The 14,822-nt window shown below is 51.5% G+C and carries 17 protein-coding genes; 11 read left to right on the top strand and 6 right to left on the bottom strand.

The window, feature by feature from the left end; all coding sequences use genetic code 11:
• Positions 1 to 23: 23 nt before the first annotated feature.
• Complete coding sequence (locus CJP46_RS18975) at positions 24 to 1,322, bottom strand: ABC transporter substrate-binding protein (RefSeq protein WP_094597192.1); 1,299 nt, start codon at positions 1,320 to 1,322, stop codon at positions 24 to 26.
• A gap of 433 nt (positions 1,323 to 1,755) precedes the next feature.
• On the opposite strand from CJP46_RS18975, the gene CJP46_RS18970 reads away from it, so the two are divergent.
• From CJP46_RS18970 to CJP46_RS18935, 8 genes are all read left to right on the top strand, one after another.
• Entirely contained in the window at positions 1,756 to 2,550 is a 795-nt protein-coding gene (locus CJP46_RS18970; protein WP_094597191.1) for a DUF6492 family protein, read from the top strand.
• Between the two features lie 275 nt (positions 2,551 to 2,825).
• Positions 2,826 to 3,656, top strand: coding sequence for a glycosyltransferase family 4 protein (locus CJP46_RS18965; RefSeq protein WP_256992419.1), 831 nt, complete (start codon positions 2,826 to 2,828; stop codon positions 3,654 to 3,656).
• A 35-nt stretch (positions 3,657 to 3,691) separates the two neighbouring features.
• Positions 3,692 to 5,032: a sugar phosphate nucleotidyltransferase gene (locus CJP46_RS18960; RefSeq protein ID WP_179281226.1), complete on the top strand. Its 1,341-nt coding sequence runs from the start codon at positions 3,692 to 3,694 to the stop codon at positions 5,030 to 5,032.
• Between the two features lie 126 nt (positions 5,033 to 5,158).
• Entirely contained in the window at positions 5,159 to 5,719 is a 561-nt protein-coding gene (locus CJP46_RS18955; RefSeq protein WP_094597188.1) for a dihydrofolate reductase family protein, read from the top strand.
• A gap of 93 nt (positions 5,720 to 5,812) precedes the next feature.
• On the top strand, positions 5,813 to 6,268 hold the full coding sequence (locus CJP46_RS18950; protein ID WP_179281225.1) for a GyrI-like domain-containing protein: 456 nt from the start codon (positions 5,813 to 5,815) through the stop codon (positions 6,266 to 6,268).
• Between the two features lie 460 nt (positions 6,269 to 6,728).
• Positions 6,729 to 7,670 carry a sensor histidine kinase gene (locus tag CJP46_RS18945; protein WP_256992418.1) on the top strand — a complete coding sequence of 314 codons (942 nt, stop codon included), beginning with the start codon at positions 6,729 to 6,731 and terminating at the stop codon, positions 7,668 to 7,670.
• Positions 7,657 to 8,301: a response regulator transcription factor gene (locus CJP46_RS18940; RefSeq protein WP_094597186.1), complete on the top strand. Its 645-nt coding sequence runs from the start codon at positions 7,657 to 7,659 to the stop codon at positions 8,299 to 8,301. The genes CJP46_RS18945 and CJP46_RS18940 overlap by 14 nt, the downstream gene beginning before the upstream one ends.
• 83 nt (positions 8,302 to 8,384) lie before the next feature.
• Positions 8,385 to 9,278 carry a CPBP family intramembrane glutamic endopeptidase gene (locus tag CJP46_RS18935; RefSeq protein WP_094597185.1) on the top strand — a complete coding sequence of 298 codons (894 nt, stop codon included), beginning with the start codon at positions 8,385 to 8,387 and terminating at the stop codon, positions 9,276 to 9,278.
• A gap of 103 nt (positions 9,279 to 9,381) precedes the next feature.
• On the opposite strand, the gene CJP46_RS18930 is transcribed toward CJP46_RS18935, so the two are convergent.
• From CJP46_RS18930 to CJP46_RS18915, 4 genes are all read right to left on the bottom strand, one after another.
• Positions 9,382 to 9,750 carry a DoxX family protein gene (locus tag CJP46_RS18930; RefSeq protein WP_094597184.1) on the bottom strand — a complete coding sequence of 123 codons (369 nt, stop codon included), beginning with the start codon at positions 9,748 to 9,750 and terminating at the stop codon, positions 9,382 to 9,384.
• A 35-nt stretch (positions 9,751 to 9,785) separates the two neighbouring features.
• Positions 9,786 to 10,187: an SRPBCC family protein gene (locus CJP46_RS18925; RefSeq protein ID WP_094597183.1), complete on the bottom strand. Its 402-nt coding sequence runs from the start codon at positions 10,185 to 10,187 to the stop codon at positions 9,786 to 9,788.
• Complete coding sequence (locus CJP46_RS18920; RefSeq protein WP_094597383.1) at positions 10,184 to 10,513, bottom strand: ArsR/SmtB family transcription factor; 330 nt, start codon at positions 10,511 to 10,513, stop codon at positions 10,184 to 10,186. The genes CJP46_RS18925 and CJP46_RS18920 overlap by 4 nt, the downstream gene beginning before the upstream one ends.
• 224 nt (positions 10,514 to 10,737) lie before the next feature.
• Entirely contained in the window at positions 10,738 to 11,619 is an 882-nt protein-coding gene (locus CJP46_RS18915; protein ID WP_094597182.1) for an MmyB family transcriptional regulator, read from the bottom strand.
• Positions 11,620 to 11,749: 130 nt separating this feature from the next.
• Here CJP46_RS18915 and CJP46_RS18910 point away from each other — a divergent pair, with 130 nt between their 5' ends.
• Positions 11,750 to 12,691 carry a zinc-binding dehydrogenase gene (locus CJP46_RS18910; RefSeq protein ID WP_094597181.1) on the top strand — a complete coding sequence of 314 codons (942 nt, stop codon included), beginning with the start codon at positions 11,750 to 11,752 and terminating at the stop codon, positions 12,689 to 12,691.
• A gap of 5 nt (positions 12,692 to 12,696) precedes the next feature.
• Here the strand turns inward: CJP46_RS18910 and CJP46_RS18905 are convergent, their stop codons facing one another.
• Complete coding sequence (locus CJP46_RS18905; protein WP_094597180.1) at positions 12,697 to 13,644, bottom strand: alpha/beta hydrolase; 948 nt, start codon at positions 13,642 to 13,644, stop codon at positions 12,697 to 12,699.
• 207 nt (positions 13,645 to 13,851) lie between these two features.
• On the opposite strand from CJP46_RS18905, the gene CJP46_RS18900 reads away from it, so the two are divergent.
• Together CJP46_RS18900 and CJP46_RS18895 are read left to right on the top strand one after the other, a co-directional pair.
• Positions 13,852 to 14,187, top strand: a complete 336-nt coding sequence (locus CJP46_RS18900) for a winged helix-turn-helix transcriptional regulator (RefSeq protein WP_094597179.1) — start codon at positions 13,852 to 13,854, stop codon at positions 14,185 to 14,187.
• A 263-nt stretch (positions 14,188 to 14,450) separates the two neighbouring features.
• Positions 14,451 to 14,813 carry a MerR family transcriptional regulator gene (locus CJP46_RS18895; RefSeq protein ID WP_094597178.1) on the top strand — a complete coding sequence of 121 codons (363 nt, stop codon included), beginning with the start codon at positions 14,451 to 14,453 and terminating at the stop codon, positions 14,811 to 14,813.
• Positions 14,814 to 14,822 lie beyond the last annotated feature (9 nt).

Raw genomic sequence — 14,822 nt, 5'->3', positions numbered from 1 at the left:
TCCTGTTCGTGTCTTTACGGCCATCATTTCTGCTTGATCCAGAAATCGCGAACCTTCGGCGCCTCGAAGTACAGCTTCTCCCCGTCAAACACCCACAGGTTCAGGTTCTCGAAGGCTACTTCGTTCTTGGTCTTCACGTCGGAGCGCGGTACCCATGAGCCCACTTCATTGAACGGCGCCATGCCTTCGCCTTGACCGTCCTTCTCGCCCATCATCCAGCGAATGAACAGCTTGGCCCCGGCTTCATGCGGTGCCTTGTTCGCGAGGAACAGGTAGCCCGAATCGGGTACCGACGTCTTCGGCTTGATGTCGTAGATCGGCAGGATGCTCCAGCCTTTCTCCTCCACCTTGGACACGTCGCCGGATACCGCCAGCCCGACCGCGTCGCTGTTCGCCTTGCCGATCGCGTCCAGCACGTCATCGCTTCCTTTTAACACGACCAACCCATTGTCGAACAGCTGCTGGATAAACTCGTAGCCCGCGTTCTCCGTGCCGTGCAGCTCGACGTCCTTGCCGAACTTCTCCTTGTATGCCGCCGCCATGTCGTCGCTGTGGATGACCATCGTCGTAAACAGGTCCATGAACGCCGGCGAACTAAGCGGATCGGCCGTATAGACCTTGCCCTTGAATTCCGGGGTGGTCAGGTCCCACCAGTTCGTCACCGGGGCGGACTTATAGTGATCGGTATTATAGAAAATCGTGCGGAACTCCAGGTAGTTGGCATACCCCTCGGACTGCGTGCGGTACGGCTCGTCCACCTTCTCTGCCAGATCCTCCGGCAGGTACTTGACGTACCGTCCCGGCTTCACCATCTCCTCCTCGACGGCCCCGCTCACTTCCTTCGTGATGATCACGTCCGGGTTGAACTGCCCGGCGTCCTGCTCCTTCGTCACCTTGTCCATCATCTCATCGGACTTGACTTTGCTTACCTCGACCTTGATGCCGGGGTACTGCTTCATGAACGTCTCTGCGGCGTCGTTGGCGCGTCCCGAAGTAGAGTAGACGATGACCTTGCCCTCCTGTTTGGCCTGCTCGTACAGCGTCTCCGGCGTTTCGCTGCCGGACGCCTCTGCCGTATCCGCGCTCTGCACCGTTTCGGCCGGCTTGGCCGACGCGTTCGATCCGCCCCCCGTGCTCCCTTCTCCCTGCCCGCATGCGGTCAGCAGAAGGGCCGCGCCCAAGATGAGCGCCGCTGCTTTGCCAGGCCAGGACCAGGCGGTTCGTTTTCCTTTGAGCGCGTATGTATTCCGCCCGATCTCCGCTTTTCCATTGGCATTCACCGTCAAAATAGTCCTCTCGTTTCCGTTCCCTTTCGACCTCATATCTTATGGCCTCCCCATCGTTCCTTCAGAATTAGCGAAGCGTAATTCGTATCCGGATGTTTCGCTTACCTCTTCACTATAGGGACGGAGTGTCAGCGGAATGTTAGGCGGAGGTGTTATTTTGGTAAAAAATTATCACTAATTCAACTTAAGATAAAAAAATTTCATTTTCGTTGATGCCGATCCCTCTCGATGTCAATGTCCACAGCCTCTCTCGCCGCCGGCATACCCAAGACGCCTCTGCGGTTTCTTCGTATCCTTTGCTTTTGATCTATAAAAATGATTTTCATAGTCGCGCGCGTGCGCCCCCCCATCGTTTGCGCCAAAGCGGCTAATCCCTTGATTTTTGTGCGTTTAGCAATCTCTCTATGCCCATTCCCTTTCTCTCTTCCGGCATATGATACTCATACATTTGATATTTGGAGATGAGCAGATGACAACCCCCATTGATGTGTTCATTCCGGCAATTGAGAAGGACCTGGCAACACTCCCCCATGTCATTGATGCCGTTAGAAAATACGTAAAGCACCCCATCCATGAAATCATCATCGTAGCCCCCCGGAAGCAGCGAATTCTGGATTTGTGTAAGAAAAAGGGATGCCGGTTCGTGCATGAGGACACGGTTCTGCCCATTACGAAGAAAAACATTCACTATCAATCCAAGACATGGGACCGGTCCGGATGGTTGTATCAGCAGCTGCTGAAGCTGGGCGGCGATAAGGTGTGCTCATCCAAGTACTATTTGGTGATCGACGCCGATACCGTGCTCATTCGCCCCCATACGTTCAAGACCGGTGACCAAACCGTGTTTTACTGCCGAAACTGGAGCCAGCCCGAATATTTCAACACGCATAAGAAGCTGATGGGCAAAAGCCGTGCTTCGAAACGCTCCTTCGTCACGCATTACATGCTGTTCGAGAAAGCCAAAGTCAAACAGTTAAAACAAGCGATCGAGTCCAAACACAACACAAGCTGGTACTCCGCCATTATGAGAAGCATGAACAAATCCAAGCAGTTTGCTTTCTCCGAATTTGAAACGTACGGCAACTTCCTGTATTCGTCGGAGCCCGGCAAGATGACTTTGAAGCAAGCCAACAACAAAAGCCTGCATTTGAGCTTTTCCGTCATCTCACCTTCCAAAATGTCGTCCCTGAAACAAAAATACCGTTCCATTTCTTTCCACGAACGGAAAGGGTATTCCAAATCTTCTAAAATGGTCGTCAAATGAAGCCCTATGTCGTTGTCTGGAATGGCCCTGTCCACAGAGCAAGCGGTCTTGGCCGTGCCAGCAGAGCCTATGGCAAATCATTGCAGCGGCAAGGGGTCACTGTTCGATTAAGTGCGCCAAGCCAACGCATACAAAACGCCCAATATAAAAAGGTTCTCATTTACCACCACCTTCCCAGCGGCATGCAGTGGGAAAAAGCGCGCAGCACGTATGACCTCATCCTATTGAACACAGTTTGGGAAACAAGCAGGCTCCCCGCAAGCTGGCTGCCCCATATGAACAAATTCGATGCCGTGTGCGTGCCTTCCCACCATAATCAGAGGGTTCTAAGGAACTGTGGTGTCAAAGTCCCTATCTTCGTCGTCCCTCATGGGGTGGACACCCGGGAGTTTCATCCGAACCATCCGAAGATTTCTTTGCCGGCAGCCGCAGGGAAGTTTACGTTCGTGTCCGTATTCGGCTTTCAGCACCGCAAAAATCCGGAGGGCCTGCTGCGGGCCTACTGGGAAGAGTTCTCTTCCAAAGATAACGTCTTTCTGGTCATCAAAACGAATGGATACACCGCAAATGAGACGGAGACGTGGATTAAGCAGCAAGTCATGCAGTACAAAAAGGGGCTGGGAATTCAAAAAGATACGGCCCCTGTGGTCATTATCGGTCGCCGGATGAGCGAAAGCCAGCTCAAAGGCCTGTATGCACTTGGCAATGCCTTCGTTCTCCCTACGCGCGGTGAGGGTGTCGGACTGCCTTATTTAGAAGCGCTGGCAAGCGGCATACCGGTCATTGCCACCGGGTGGGGCGGGCAGATGGATTTCCTGACGCCCCGTAACTCCTTCCTGGTCCCGTATCGGTTGCAAAACCCGGCAAGCCGCATGAACCACGCCATTTCCAGAAGGTTCAGCAATCTGTTTGCGCAGAAGGGACAGCGATGGGCCGAGCCGGATCTAAGCAGCCTCAAGAGGCTTATGAGGCAAGCGTACGAAAATCCCGGTCTCTGCAAACGAAAGGGAAGCCAAGGCCGAAAGGATATGCTCCAGTTATCGTGGGACCGGGCCGGAAAACTCATGAGGCAGGCGGTTGAAGAGACTTTGCGAACCAAGAATTGAAGGGTGATGCTCCCCAAGAAAGGAGGATGAAGGAGTTGCGTATTGTACTGTTGTGCGGGGGATCGGGAAAAAGGCTGTGGCCTTTATCCAACGAGGTACGCTCCAAGGTATTCTTAAGGCTGTTGACCTCCGAAGACGGGGTCAAAGAGTCAATGATCGAACGAATCTGCAGACAACTGAACGAAGTTGGACTGCTCCAATCCACCTGTATCGTGACCCATCACAGTCAAGCCGAAATCACGCGCCGCTATGTCGGCGAGGATATTCCGATCATCAGCGAGCCTTTTAAAAGAGGGACGTTCACGGCCGTCGCATTGGCCGCCAGTTATCTTCATGAAAAGCTGCAGGCCGATCCGAATGAGACCATTTGTATCCTTCCAGCGGATACGTACGTCGATACCGCATTTTTCCGGCTGCTGCACCGATTTCCCGATGTTCTGGGGCGCTCCAAGGCGGACCTTGCTCTCCTCGGCACGAAGCCGATGCAGCCTTCGGACCAGTTCGGCTATATCGTTCCGGTTCTGCCCAAGGCGGACGGCAAGTACGCTTTCGTTGAACAGTTTGTCGAAAAGCCTAATGAGCGCACCGCCCGCCGCCTCATGGCGCAGCAGGCGATGTGGAACTGCGGCGTCTTTGCTTTTCCTTTGAGGTTCATGCTGACCTATTTGAAGGACAAGGGCCACCCGGCCCGGATCGAAGAATGGCTGGAAAATTACGAACATCTCCCCAATGCCAGCTTCGACCGAGAGGTTGTTGAGAACACGCTTCCTGTCGTTGTCATGGAGTACAAAGGGTACTGGACCGATCTGGGCAGTTGGATGGCGCTAAGCGGCCATATGAAGGATCGAACGATCGGTTCCGGGCATATATCGGACGATTCCACCAATACCCATCTCATCAATGAGCTCCCCTACCCCATCGAAATTATTGGCGTCCCGGGAATCATCGCTGCGGCAAGCTCCGACGGCATCTTGATCGCAAACAAGGAGCATGCCCATCTGATCAAGGAACGGCTAGATCTAGCGCCTCAGATTCCGATGTACGAAGAGAAACGATGGGGTTCCTACCGAATCCTGAATTATGGAAAGGATGCAGCCGGCGTGGAGACGATGATCAAACAAGTACGTCTCGCCCCTGGCAAGTCTACAAGCTATCACCTTCATCACCGTCGGCAAGAAATGCTGACCGTGGTGACGGGCAGCGCGGAGATTCTCATTGAGGATCGCCGGTACCAGCTGAACGCCGGCGACGTGCTGCAGATTCCGGCTGGGGTCAAGCATGGCATCAAGGCCGTTACGCCTCTGGAACTGGTGGAAGTCCTGCTCGGCTCTGATCTCGCTCAAGAAGACATCACTCGTATTGCGGTGGACTGGTAGAATGGCGCTTGTGCCGGGTTTCCTTTTTTTTTGCCCGGCATGTCGATGATCGATCATTCCGTTCGTCGCTATTGTATAAGCCGGTAGAGCTGGCTAAATTCAATACAAATGCGAGGAGCGTTAAATATGGGAAAAGTGATCGTGCAGCAGTTTGTGACTTTGGACGGCGTCATGCAGGGCCCCGGCGACCCGGATGAATTCGAGCATGGCGGCTGGCAGAAGCCTTATGTCTGCGAGGACCATCTCACTTATATCGTTCAGCAGGCGAATGAGGCCGAGGCCCTTCTGCTGGGCAGAAAAACGTACGAGGGCTTTGCGGCGGCCTGGCCGGCGGCGACCGGTATGCGCGGGCTGGCGGACCGGATGAACGCCATGCCGAAGTACGTCGTCTCCTCCACCCTGTCGCTTGCGACCTGGAATGCAGCCTTGATTCACGGTGACGCGGCCGATGAAGTCGCCAAGCTGAAGCAGCAATTGACCGGGGACCTTCTGGTCGTCGGGAGCCGGCGGTTGGCCCAGACCTTAATGGAGCATCATCTCGTCGATGAATATCGGATTTGGGTCCACCCGGTCGTGCTCGGCTCCGGGGAGCGGATCTTCCTGGAGGGTAGCCGTCCGTTCTCGCTGAATCTGGCCAGCGTCCGAACGACAAGCGCCGGTGCGGTGATTCTCACCTATCAGTCTTAAAATGTCGTAAATTTGCAGTAGGAATTGAGACCTGCCAAGCCGAAGTAGTCATCGATTGAACATGATTCCGCGAATAGCGGAAAGAGGAGGCCGATGATGGAGCCGATGGTGGAGCCGGTGATCAAGACGGAAAGAAAGGCGTTTACCTTGTTCGGATGTTCCAAAGCTCATGATCCGGGCAAGCCGTACAGTGAGACGATTTTCGAATTGTTTGACCAGGTCTGGCATGAAGTACGCAGCAATGAACTCGCTCACAAGGGGATCAATCACGTCGTCTATGAGCAGGGAAATATGGTGTTTGCGGGAATTGAGCTGGTGACTCCGCCTGAGGAGAACTCCGTCTTGAAGAAGAAAGACGTTGTGCTCGAAAAATACGCCTACGGCAAGCACATCGGGCCTTACAGCGAATTGGACGTAACGTACCGGCGTATGGATGCGCTCGTCCAAGCCGCAGGAGAACACAAAGAGCTTCCCCTGATTGAGGTTTATGGCCATTGGAACGAGGATGAGTCCAAGCTGGAGACGGAAATTTTCCACAACCTCATTTGACAGATCTCTGTGTTCGATGAGGCCGTTCAAATTTCTAGTTCGTTGGGATAATAGGATGATGTAATCCATCTTAGGAGCAGTTTGTCTACTGCTCCTTTTGCTATATAGAAGTTCGACAAGAACATTGGTTCTATCGCTGTTTTTGTACAATCCATATTGAAACAATCGAAGCGATTTTCTTGTAATTTTCATGCAAGTTTTTTTGGATTTCCTGTATGATGATGCTATGAAAAAAATATTATCTTTCATGGATTGGGGTATATTCGCTCTTCGTTTATACCATTATATTTTGCTGTTGTCCCGGGTTCTGGCAGGAAGTGAGTTTTCGAACCGGACGTTACTAAACGTGATCTGGCTGAGCATAGCCCTTATCGCCCCTTTGCTGTTCTGGTTTCCTGGGCGCCGGACGAACAAAGTCTGGTTTTGCATATTGGAGCTATTGCTTGGCGGTTCTTATTATGTGAATTCTGTCATACATCCGGACCTGGCTTCAAAAGCGGACTATTTGCTGCCGAGTCTTACCATCGGGTACTTATTAACCAAGCAAACCCTTTGGATCATTCCTTTACTTGTTTTCATTCCTTTTTCCTTTCAGTCTTCCCTAAAATTATCTTGGGAGCAAACCCTAGGTATCGGAACAGACAATCTGCTGTTCTGCTTCATCGGCATGTGGGCAAGCTTCGTAGCCAATGCGTATAATCAGAAGAATAAACTGGTAGCCGAAGTGGAGCATCAGAATAAGCTCTTAACTCACTACTCGGCCGAGATCGAGAAAATGACTTTGCTTGAAGAACGTAACCGCATGTCCAAGGAGCTTCATGATACACTGGGGCATTCCTTTATCTCACTCATCCTGAGCCTCGATGCTTCTATTGCCCTGATGGATAGCAAGCCTGCCGAGGCCAAAGACCGGTTAATTCGCTTAAGAGCATTGGCTGAGAAAAATCTGGACGATATGAGAAACATCGTACACGAGATGGGGGAAGAAGAGGAATCCAGTCTGATCCGACAGGTTGAATCCCTTGCGGCCCGTTTCCGGGAGCACACGAGTACGGCTCTGACTTGGAGTCTGCCGGAGACGGAGCGGTCCATCCGTTTTGAAGTACGGCAAACGATCCTCCGGGTCATCCAGGAATCCTTTACGAATGCACTAAAACATGGAAAGGCAACCCAACTGCATCTGGAGCTTAGATTTTCTGAGAGCCATCTGCAATTGTCTGTCCGAAATAACGGCAGGCCGATCGACAAGCTGAGTTATGGCTTCGGCTTGACCACGATGAAACATCGGGTTGAGCGGTTGGGAGGCAGCTTGCACCTATCATCCGGGGAGGGAACTCCAGTGATCACCGAAGTCAGATGCGAAATCCCGCTGAAAGGAGTAATGCCGCATGGTGAAGATTAAAGTGCTGCTTGCTGATGATCAAGAGTTAATTCTCGAGAGCTTACATATCGTGCTGTCCATGGAACCGGATTTGGAAATCGTCGGTTTAGCCAGGAATGGGGAAGAAGCCATAAAGGTCTGCGAGCAGTTTATGCCGGATATGGTGCTGATGGATGTCAACATGCCAGTCATGGACGGCGTCGCCGCAACAGCCCTGATTAAAGAGCGAATGCCTGCAACCAAAATCATCATGCTGACCTCCTATAAGGAAGTAGAATATGTGTTAGCTGCGTTAAGCCATGGTGCAGAAGGTTATCTGCTCAAAGCCATTCATCCGAGAGATCTGGCTGCAGGCATACGGGTGGTTCAGGCGGGAGGGACTTTAATTTCGCAGGAAATGGCGAGTAAAATGATCAAGAACATGAACAGTACAACCCCTGCGAAAAATAATGAATTTGGGCTCACTGCCCGTGAAATCGAAGTGCTGCATAAGCTGGCTGCCGGCCTGCGTAATCAAGACATCGCCGAGGCGCTGTATCTCAGTGAAGGGACAGTTAAAAATTATATCTCAGCGATTTATTCAAAGCTTAATGTGAAAGGACGGCGGGAGGCCGCCCGTAAAGCCCGGGATTCGGGAATGATGGATCGTTAAATGATGACCAAACCGCACTGTCTCTTTATGACTTTTTCAGCCTATACTCATCGCATCAAACAACAGAGGTGGCGATGTAAGACATGAAGAAAAAAATGTCTATCAATAAAGAGCAGCTGCAGAATGACAGGAAGTTAAGTGCCTGGAGTTCATTTTGGCGCTTTCCAATCGTCTGGATGATTGTGGGGACTATTGGTATTGTTCTCATAAATATGATATTCCAGCAACTGACAGAGCAAGGAGAGGGGATCGTCTCTCTTATTTTCACACTGGTGATGGGATTTCTGGCCCTCTTGGTTTATAAGCTCACGCTGACATACCTGGCCCGGCGGCCCACACCAGAGATATCAAGAAAGCGCGCAGGGATTGAAAGTGTCCTAGGCATGCTAACCGGGACCATCTTTATCGCAGGGTCCGCTTTTATGATTATTGCTCTGGGAGGCTACTCCTTTCAGTGGGCAAGTTCTGCGGATACGAGTTCCGTTCTAATAGCCTCCATTGAATCAGCTTTAGGAGGAGCCATTGTCGAGGAACTTATCTTTCGCGGACTTATGCTTCAAGCCATTGATCAATTGGGGGGAAAAGCGCTCGCACTCGCAGTAACCTCTCTATTCTTTGGAGTTGCCCATCTTGGAAATCCAGGGGCGACATTATGGAGTGGGTTCGCCATAGCCCTCGAAGCAGGTGTTCTCCTTGGAGCCGCCTTCTTGTGGCGGCGGAACTTGTGGTTTGCCATGGGACTGCATTTTGCCTGGAATGCCATGGAAGGCCTGCTTGGCATTCCTGTCTCTGGACACCCTGCTACCGGTCTATTTACTGTAAAGGTGCACGGTGCCGCACTTCTCACAGGGGGCAACTTTGGACTTGAGACCTCTATTGTTCCGGTTGTAATCAGTCTTCTGATCTCCATTCCTATGCTAATTGGGGCCGCACGGAATCAAAGGATTGACGTCGGAAAGCTTCCTGTACCAAAGTAGTGTTCTCGTGGCTTGGAGTCTGCATTGGTATGGATTTGTATAGCCAAAAGCTCCACATGTTCACCGCGAACATGTGGAGCCTTCTTGGATCCAGCTGGTTTGATTATGCAAAAGGCTGCATCATTTGACCGGCATTCGCAAGGATCAGAGCAATGTTCAGTACGGCAAAAAACAAAGCCGGCGCCGTTTTGCCAATCGGATCTTTGGTGCGGATATGCACCAGGCTCGCCACCAGCATCGTAATACCAAGCCATACTCCCGCCCATGCGACCAGTCCGGTATACCAGTAGCCGGCGATAAGCGCGGCAGCACCTGCCAGTTGAACCAGCCCCGTTATCTTAAGGAACCATTGCGGCAGGCGAAGGTGTTCGAACATGTCCGCCCAGTACTTAGCCCCTATCATTTTTGCGGTACCCGAAAAGAGGTAATAAGCAATTAACAAAGATTGAAGAACGATGGTAAAAATGGTCATTTCGATCTCCTCCTATTTGCTTACAATATGAATGGTTACAGCTCAGCTAACAACTCGTGCAACTGGTCGGCCATTTTGACCCAGCCGTATTTAGCTCCGTTATACGATAAGCTCTCGCTTTCAAATCCGGTATGCTCAAGATGGAGGTGGGTTGCGCCATTGGATGAATGGAGCGTCCATGTAACGACTGTACTTACTCCCGCGGTTACCCAGGTGTAGGATAAGCGGTGAGGTTCTTCAACAAACAGCACTTGTGAATCGACGATCCCGTCCCATACTTTCGATGGTTTGGCCCGAAATTGAAATTGATGGCCGACAACCGGCTTAAAGTCGTTATCCATCACCCATTTCGCAAGCATGTTAGAATCAGTCAATGCAAGCCATACTTTCTCAATCGGACTATCGAATTGAAAATCCAGCTTCACTTCCGGTTTCATTCCTCTTCCTCCTTCAACAATTGACTCAGCTTAGCCGATCCTTGGTTCCAAAAAGCAGTGTGAAACGTGACCCAATCTTCAATTTCCCTCAGAGGTTCTGCGTTCAATCGATACCTAGTTTCCCGCCCGTCCTTGCGGTGCCTGACCAGATCAGCGGCTTTGAGGATGGCCAGATGTTTGGAAACGGCTGTCCGACCCATCTTGAAATGCGCCGTTAATTCGTGTAGGGGCAATTCATCCGCCTCGGCCAGCAATCTAAGCAATTTGCGCCGCGTCGGATCGGCAACCGCGGCATATACATCCCTCGCTTCATTTTTTTCATCCATTCCCATCATCCCTACTCTGCTCGATGATAGGACACCATCCGGTGTCTTATAAGTTCATAATAAGACACCTAGTGGTGTCATGTCAATCCATATTTAAGAAAAAATTGGAATGACTTGACCCCGGACGTTTGGCCTCTGGATATGCCAGGCATCGACCGATAAGCAAGTTAAGGACCATCCTTTGCAGGATGGCCCTATGACAAAAAATATTACAGTCATGCTGATCATGCGAATACACATTCGCTGGGACAGCCTAAATCCGCAAACACTTTGCGCGCGGCTGGATCGACCGGAAGGAACACCACAATTTGGGGATACACGTGGCTGGTGGGAGAAACTGAAATTTGCTTGTAGCCAACAGGAACGAGTTCCCCTGAACTTTCAACTCTAGCCAAAATGGTTTGCGTACGGTCCATACTCCCTTTTCCGTCCCGATGATGATCATTCCAATATGGTTCGTACACGTTGTATTGCTCAGCTTTATCAATCACTTTTTGATACCAGGCGTCATAGCGGGACAGGACATGGTTTCTTTTGAAGCTCTGTATCCCGGCAATGGCATGCGCCTTCCATTGGTCGCAAGCGGCTTTGTTGAAGGTGGAGCGGGAGCGAATAGGTAACTCATAACTAAAATGAAAATCAACGCTGTTCATCATGTTGTCATCGTAATGATGATCGAGAGGGATATCGAACAATCGCCGAAACGGCTCGTTATACCCTTTGATGTCCAGTGAATGCGTAATGATCATCGCGGGAAAAGGAATCGACTTCATCGTTCGCTGCGCCGCGTCCAAAGCAAGCTCCATCGCACTTCCCTCCCATTCGGTGGGTGTCGGAAGATAGCCGGCTGCAACCAGCAAATCGTTGCGCTCATCGGTCGTGCATTCGAGATATTCCGCGATGTCGAAGATCGTCTGACGGTTCGGAACGCGGCGGGAACGTCCAACGAGTAAATTTTTATACGTAGGGCAAGCCTCGTCGTTCAATTCCTGTTGCGTAAACCGCTTCAAGCAAGGATGAGGCTGGTCAGCGAACTCACGCTGGCGTTTTATGCGCAGTGCTTCGATTTCTCCGAGCACCGTTTTAAGGTTGGAGTTCTCCATCATGCAATATATCACCTCTCCCGTTCCAGGTGTAGTTTTACACTTGGTCAGAAAAATTTATTAAAGTATACTCCTTGATGAAATCAGAGGTCAATTTGCATTGGCCATTCCCATTCATGGAGGAGATAAACTTATGATTCGCGCCATTGTAACTGATCCGCTTGCCTCGGAAATTTTGACGATCAAGGATGTTGACGTACCCGTAGCCCAACCGTGGGAAGCGATTGTGCAGGTGAAGGCCATTTCTCTCAATCGCGGCGAAGTTAAAGATGCACAAGATAAGGGAACCCTGCACAGACCCGGCTGGGATTTTGCCGGGATCGTCGTGGAGCGGGCCAAGAACGGGATTGGTCCGGATAAAGGAAGCCGGGTTGTTGGTCTGCTTCCGATGGGCGCATGGAGCGAGCAGGTCGCAGCCCCGGTGTCCATGCTGGCCGAAATTCCGGATCAAGTCACCTTTACGGAGGCCGCAACATTACCGGTAGCCGGACTGACAGCGCTCTATGCGCTTCGAAAAGGGGGCATGCTGCTCGGGAAGCGGATCTTCATTACAGGCTCTACCGGCGGTGTCGGTCTATTTGCTCATCAGCTTGCGGCACAATCGGGAGCATTCACGGTAGGCACGGCCAGCACGGAGGAAAAAGCCAAGATCGTCCGGGAGGCCGGAGCCGACGAAGTGGTTGTGGGATATTCCGGAATTTCATCAGGACACCAATTCGGACCTTATGATCTCATCATCGATTCGGTCGGCGGCGATACGCTGGCCGCTCTGCTGCCTCTGCTTGCCCCGCAAGGCGTATGTGTTGCGTTGGGATACTCCTCTTCGCCTGCCGCGACCATCGATATGATGAATTTGGTGAATGCCGGAGGGAGAACGTTGTACAGCTTCTTTCTCGGAGAGGAACTGAGCCGCTATTCGGTGGCGGACGATTTGCACTTGCTGGCCCGGATGGTCACAAGCGGCCGGTTGAGCCCACGGATTGATGTGGAAGCACCGTGGACGGATATCGGAGCGATCGCCCAAAGTCTGCTCGAGCGAAAGTACTCCGGAAAAGCTGTACTCCGAATCGATTAATCATCTTACTTGCTTCTTCTCTGTCCCTGTCCATGCAGAGCCTTCCGCAGTGCACTTACGGCATGCTGCACCGCTTGTCTTCCTTGGTCATAACCGCCGGTCTGAAGCATGAAGCCGTGGACCATGCCGTCATAGCGCTTCGCTTCCACGGGAATGCCGGCGGCTTTTAATTTCGCTGCATAAGCCTCCCCATCATCGCGCAGCGGATCAAATTCGGCTGTGATTACGAGAGCAGGCGGAAGGCTGCTGAAATCGGCAGCCAATAATGCCGAAGCGTAAGGATTCCAACCATCCTGCTCCTCCGCCAGGTACTGGTTCCAAAACCACCGCATGGTGTCCGTCGTCAGGCCGTATCCTTCGGCATTGTCACGGTAAGATTCAGTATCGAACGAGTAATGGGTCGCCGGATTGAACAACAGCTGAAACTTGATGAAGGACAACCCTTGGTCCCGAGCCATCAAGGTTACGGCAGCGGCCAGATTTCCGCCCGCGCTGTCACCTCCAACCGCAACCCGGTCGGGATCCGCGCCAAGCAAAGCGGCATTCTCCGCGACCCACACTGCGGCCGCATAGGCATCTTCGATGGCGGCGGGGAATCGATGCTCCGGCGCCAAACGATAGTCCACAGAAACCACAATACTGTTCGCGCCATTGGCCAACTGCCGGCATAACACGTCTGCTGCATCCAGGTTCCCGACGACCCAGCCGCCTCCATGATAGTAGACGATCACCGGTAACGGAGCCTTGCTTTGGGGCGTGTACACCCGAACCGGTATAAAATCGGCCGGACCCGGAATCGCTCGATTCTCGATCTTCCAGACTCCCTCCGGCTGGGCGGCCATCGAGCTCAGGTTGATGGTTCTGGCACTCTCCACGGATAACGTATGAAGAGGCGGAACCCCTTGTTTTTTCATATTTTCCAACACAGTTTGAACTTGAGGGTTAAGCGGCATGATGGTTCCTCCTTATGGATCAGCTCTAATTAATTTCCAAATTTTCTTACATCCGAAGTAGCCGACCGTTCATAAGCATCGTCTCCGGTAAGACAGCTACCATTCCGGTCAAAATGAAGTATACTGAGAAAAGTGGTGAACACGTAAGTACGCACTATTGCGTGACATAGTACCCAATTGGTAACTTCATGGGATGGATTGGATGTGATGGATATGGGCGGTTGTCCAGTCGAGGCAACACTGTCCGTGGTTGGAGGGAAATGGAAGGCTGTGATTTTATGGCGGCTGGTCAGCGGAACCAAGAGGTTTAACGAGCTCCAACGTTCGATTTCGCAAATTACCCGCAAGATGTTAACCGAACAGCTTCGGGAACTGGAGCAAGATAACCTCATTATTAGAACCGTCTATCCGGAAGTTCCGCCGAAAGTCGAATACTCGCTAAGCGAATACGGCAGGACGTTTATTCCTGTTATGGATGCCATGGCCCAGTGGGGACTGGTCCATCGGGAACGCGAATCTGACCCCGTTCGCTCTACGACTTAGATTACGGATTAAAAATAAAAACCGCAGCAGCAATAAAAGGAAAGCGCAGGGTAAGCTGCAATTTATACGCCTCCCAACTCAAAAAAAGCAAGCCGCCTAGATGATAGCGGCCTGCTTTTTTCTAGTTTTTTCATAGAACCCCGCGCGCCGATCCAAACATTCAGTTAATCCAAATAAAGGAAGTTTTAGATGCTTGACTTGGAGTTCACTCCAAGGGCTATCCTATAGGTGTCCGGACGACAAAGGAAATGAAAGGAGAAAGCATGTCGCGACAATATTCCATTTCCGAAATAGCAGAACAAACGGGTTTGACTCCCGATACCCTTCGGTATTATGAAAAGATTGGACTGATACCATCCCCCGAGCGAGGGGCGGGTGGATCCCGTTTATATACCCAACAAGACATCGGCAAAATTCATTTTCTGCTGCATCTCAAAAATACCGAGATGCCGCTTAAAAACATTCAGGAGTACATCCGGGCTTATGACGATCAGGATGATGATCTGTGCTTTCGACTGCTTGACGAGCACAGGCTCCGCATCGAAGCACAGATGGCCGCATTGAACGAAACGCTCGAACTCGTCAAGTATAAACTGGATCATTTTCAGGAAGTCAAAGACGGTTAAACGAAAGGA

This window comes from Paenibacillus sp. XY044, from assembly GCF_002257645.1.
Taxonomy (GTDB): domain Bacteria; phylum Bacillota; class Bacilli; order Paenibacillales; family Paenibacillaceae; genus Paenibacillus_AQ.
This window is presented reverse-complemented; position numbering and strand designations above follow the sequence as displayed.

Bases quoted from the DNA above. Each gene is read 5' to 3' on its own strand.
- CJP46_RS18975 (WP_094597192.1), bottom strand. From the start codon at position 1,322: ATGAGGTCGAAAGGGAACGGAAACGAGAGGACTATTTTGACGGTGAAT.
- CJP46_RS18970 (WP_094597191.1), top strand. From the start codon at position 1,756: ATGACAACCCCCATTGATGTGTTCATTCCGGCAATTGAGAAGGACCTG.
- CJP46_RS18965 (WP_256992419.1), top strand. From the start codon at position 2,826: ATGAACAAATTCGATGCCGTGTGCGTGCCTTCCCACCATAATCAGAGG.
- CJP46_RS18955 (WP_094597188.1), top strand. From the start codon at position 5,159: ATGGGAAAAGTGATCGTGCAGCAGTTTGTGACTTTGGACGGCGTCATG.
- CJP46_RS18950 (WP_179281225.1), top strand. From the start codon at position 5,813: ATGATGGAGCCGATGGTGGAGCCGGTGATCAAGACGGAAAGAAAGGCG.
- CJP46_RS18940 (WP_094597186.1), top strand. From the start codon at position 7,657: ATGGTGAAGATTAAAGTGCTGCTTGCTGATGATCAAGAGTTAATTCTC.
- CJP46_RS18935 (WP_094597185.1), top strand. From the start codon at position 8,385: ATGAAGAAAAAAATGTCTATCAATAAAGAGCAGCTGCAGAATGACAGG.
- CJP46_RS18930 (WP_094597184.1), bottom strand. From the start codon at position 9,750: ATGACCATTTTTACCATCGTTCTTCAATCTTTGTTAATTGCTTATTAC.
- CJP46_RS18925 (WP_094597183.1), bottom strand. From the start codon at position 10,187: ATGAAACCGGAAGTGAAGCTGGATTTTCAATTCGATAGTCCGATTGAG.
- CJP46_RS18920 (WP_094597383.1), bottom strand. From the start codon at position 10,513: ATGGATGAAAAAAATGAAGCGAGGGATGTATATGCCGCGGTTGCCGAT.
- CJP46_RS18915 (WP_094597182.1), bottom strand. From the start codon at position 11,619: ATGATGGAGAACTCCAACCTTAAAACGGTGCTCGGAGAAATCGAAGCA.
- CJP46_RS18910 (WP_094597181.1), top strand. From the start codon at position 11,750: ATGATTCGCGCCATTGTAACTGATCCGCTTGCCTCGGAAATTTTGACG.
- CJP46_RS18905 (WP_094597180.1), bottom strand. From the start codon at position 13,644: ATGCCGCTTAACCCTCAAGTTCAAACTGTGTTGGAAAATATGAAAAAA.
- CJP46_RS18900 (WP_094597179.1), top strand. From the start codon at position 13,852: ATGGATATGGGCGGTTGTCCAGTCGAGGCAACACTGTCCGTGGTTGGA.
- CJP46_RS18895 (WP_094597178.1), top strand. From the start codon at position 14,451: ATGTCGCGACAATATTCCATTTCCGAAATAGCAGAACAAACGGGTTTG.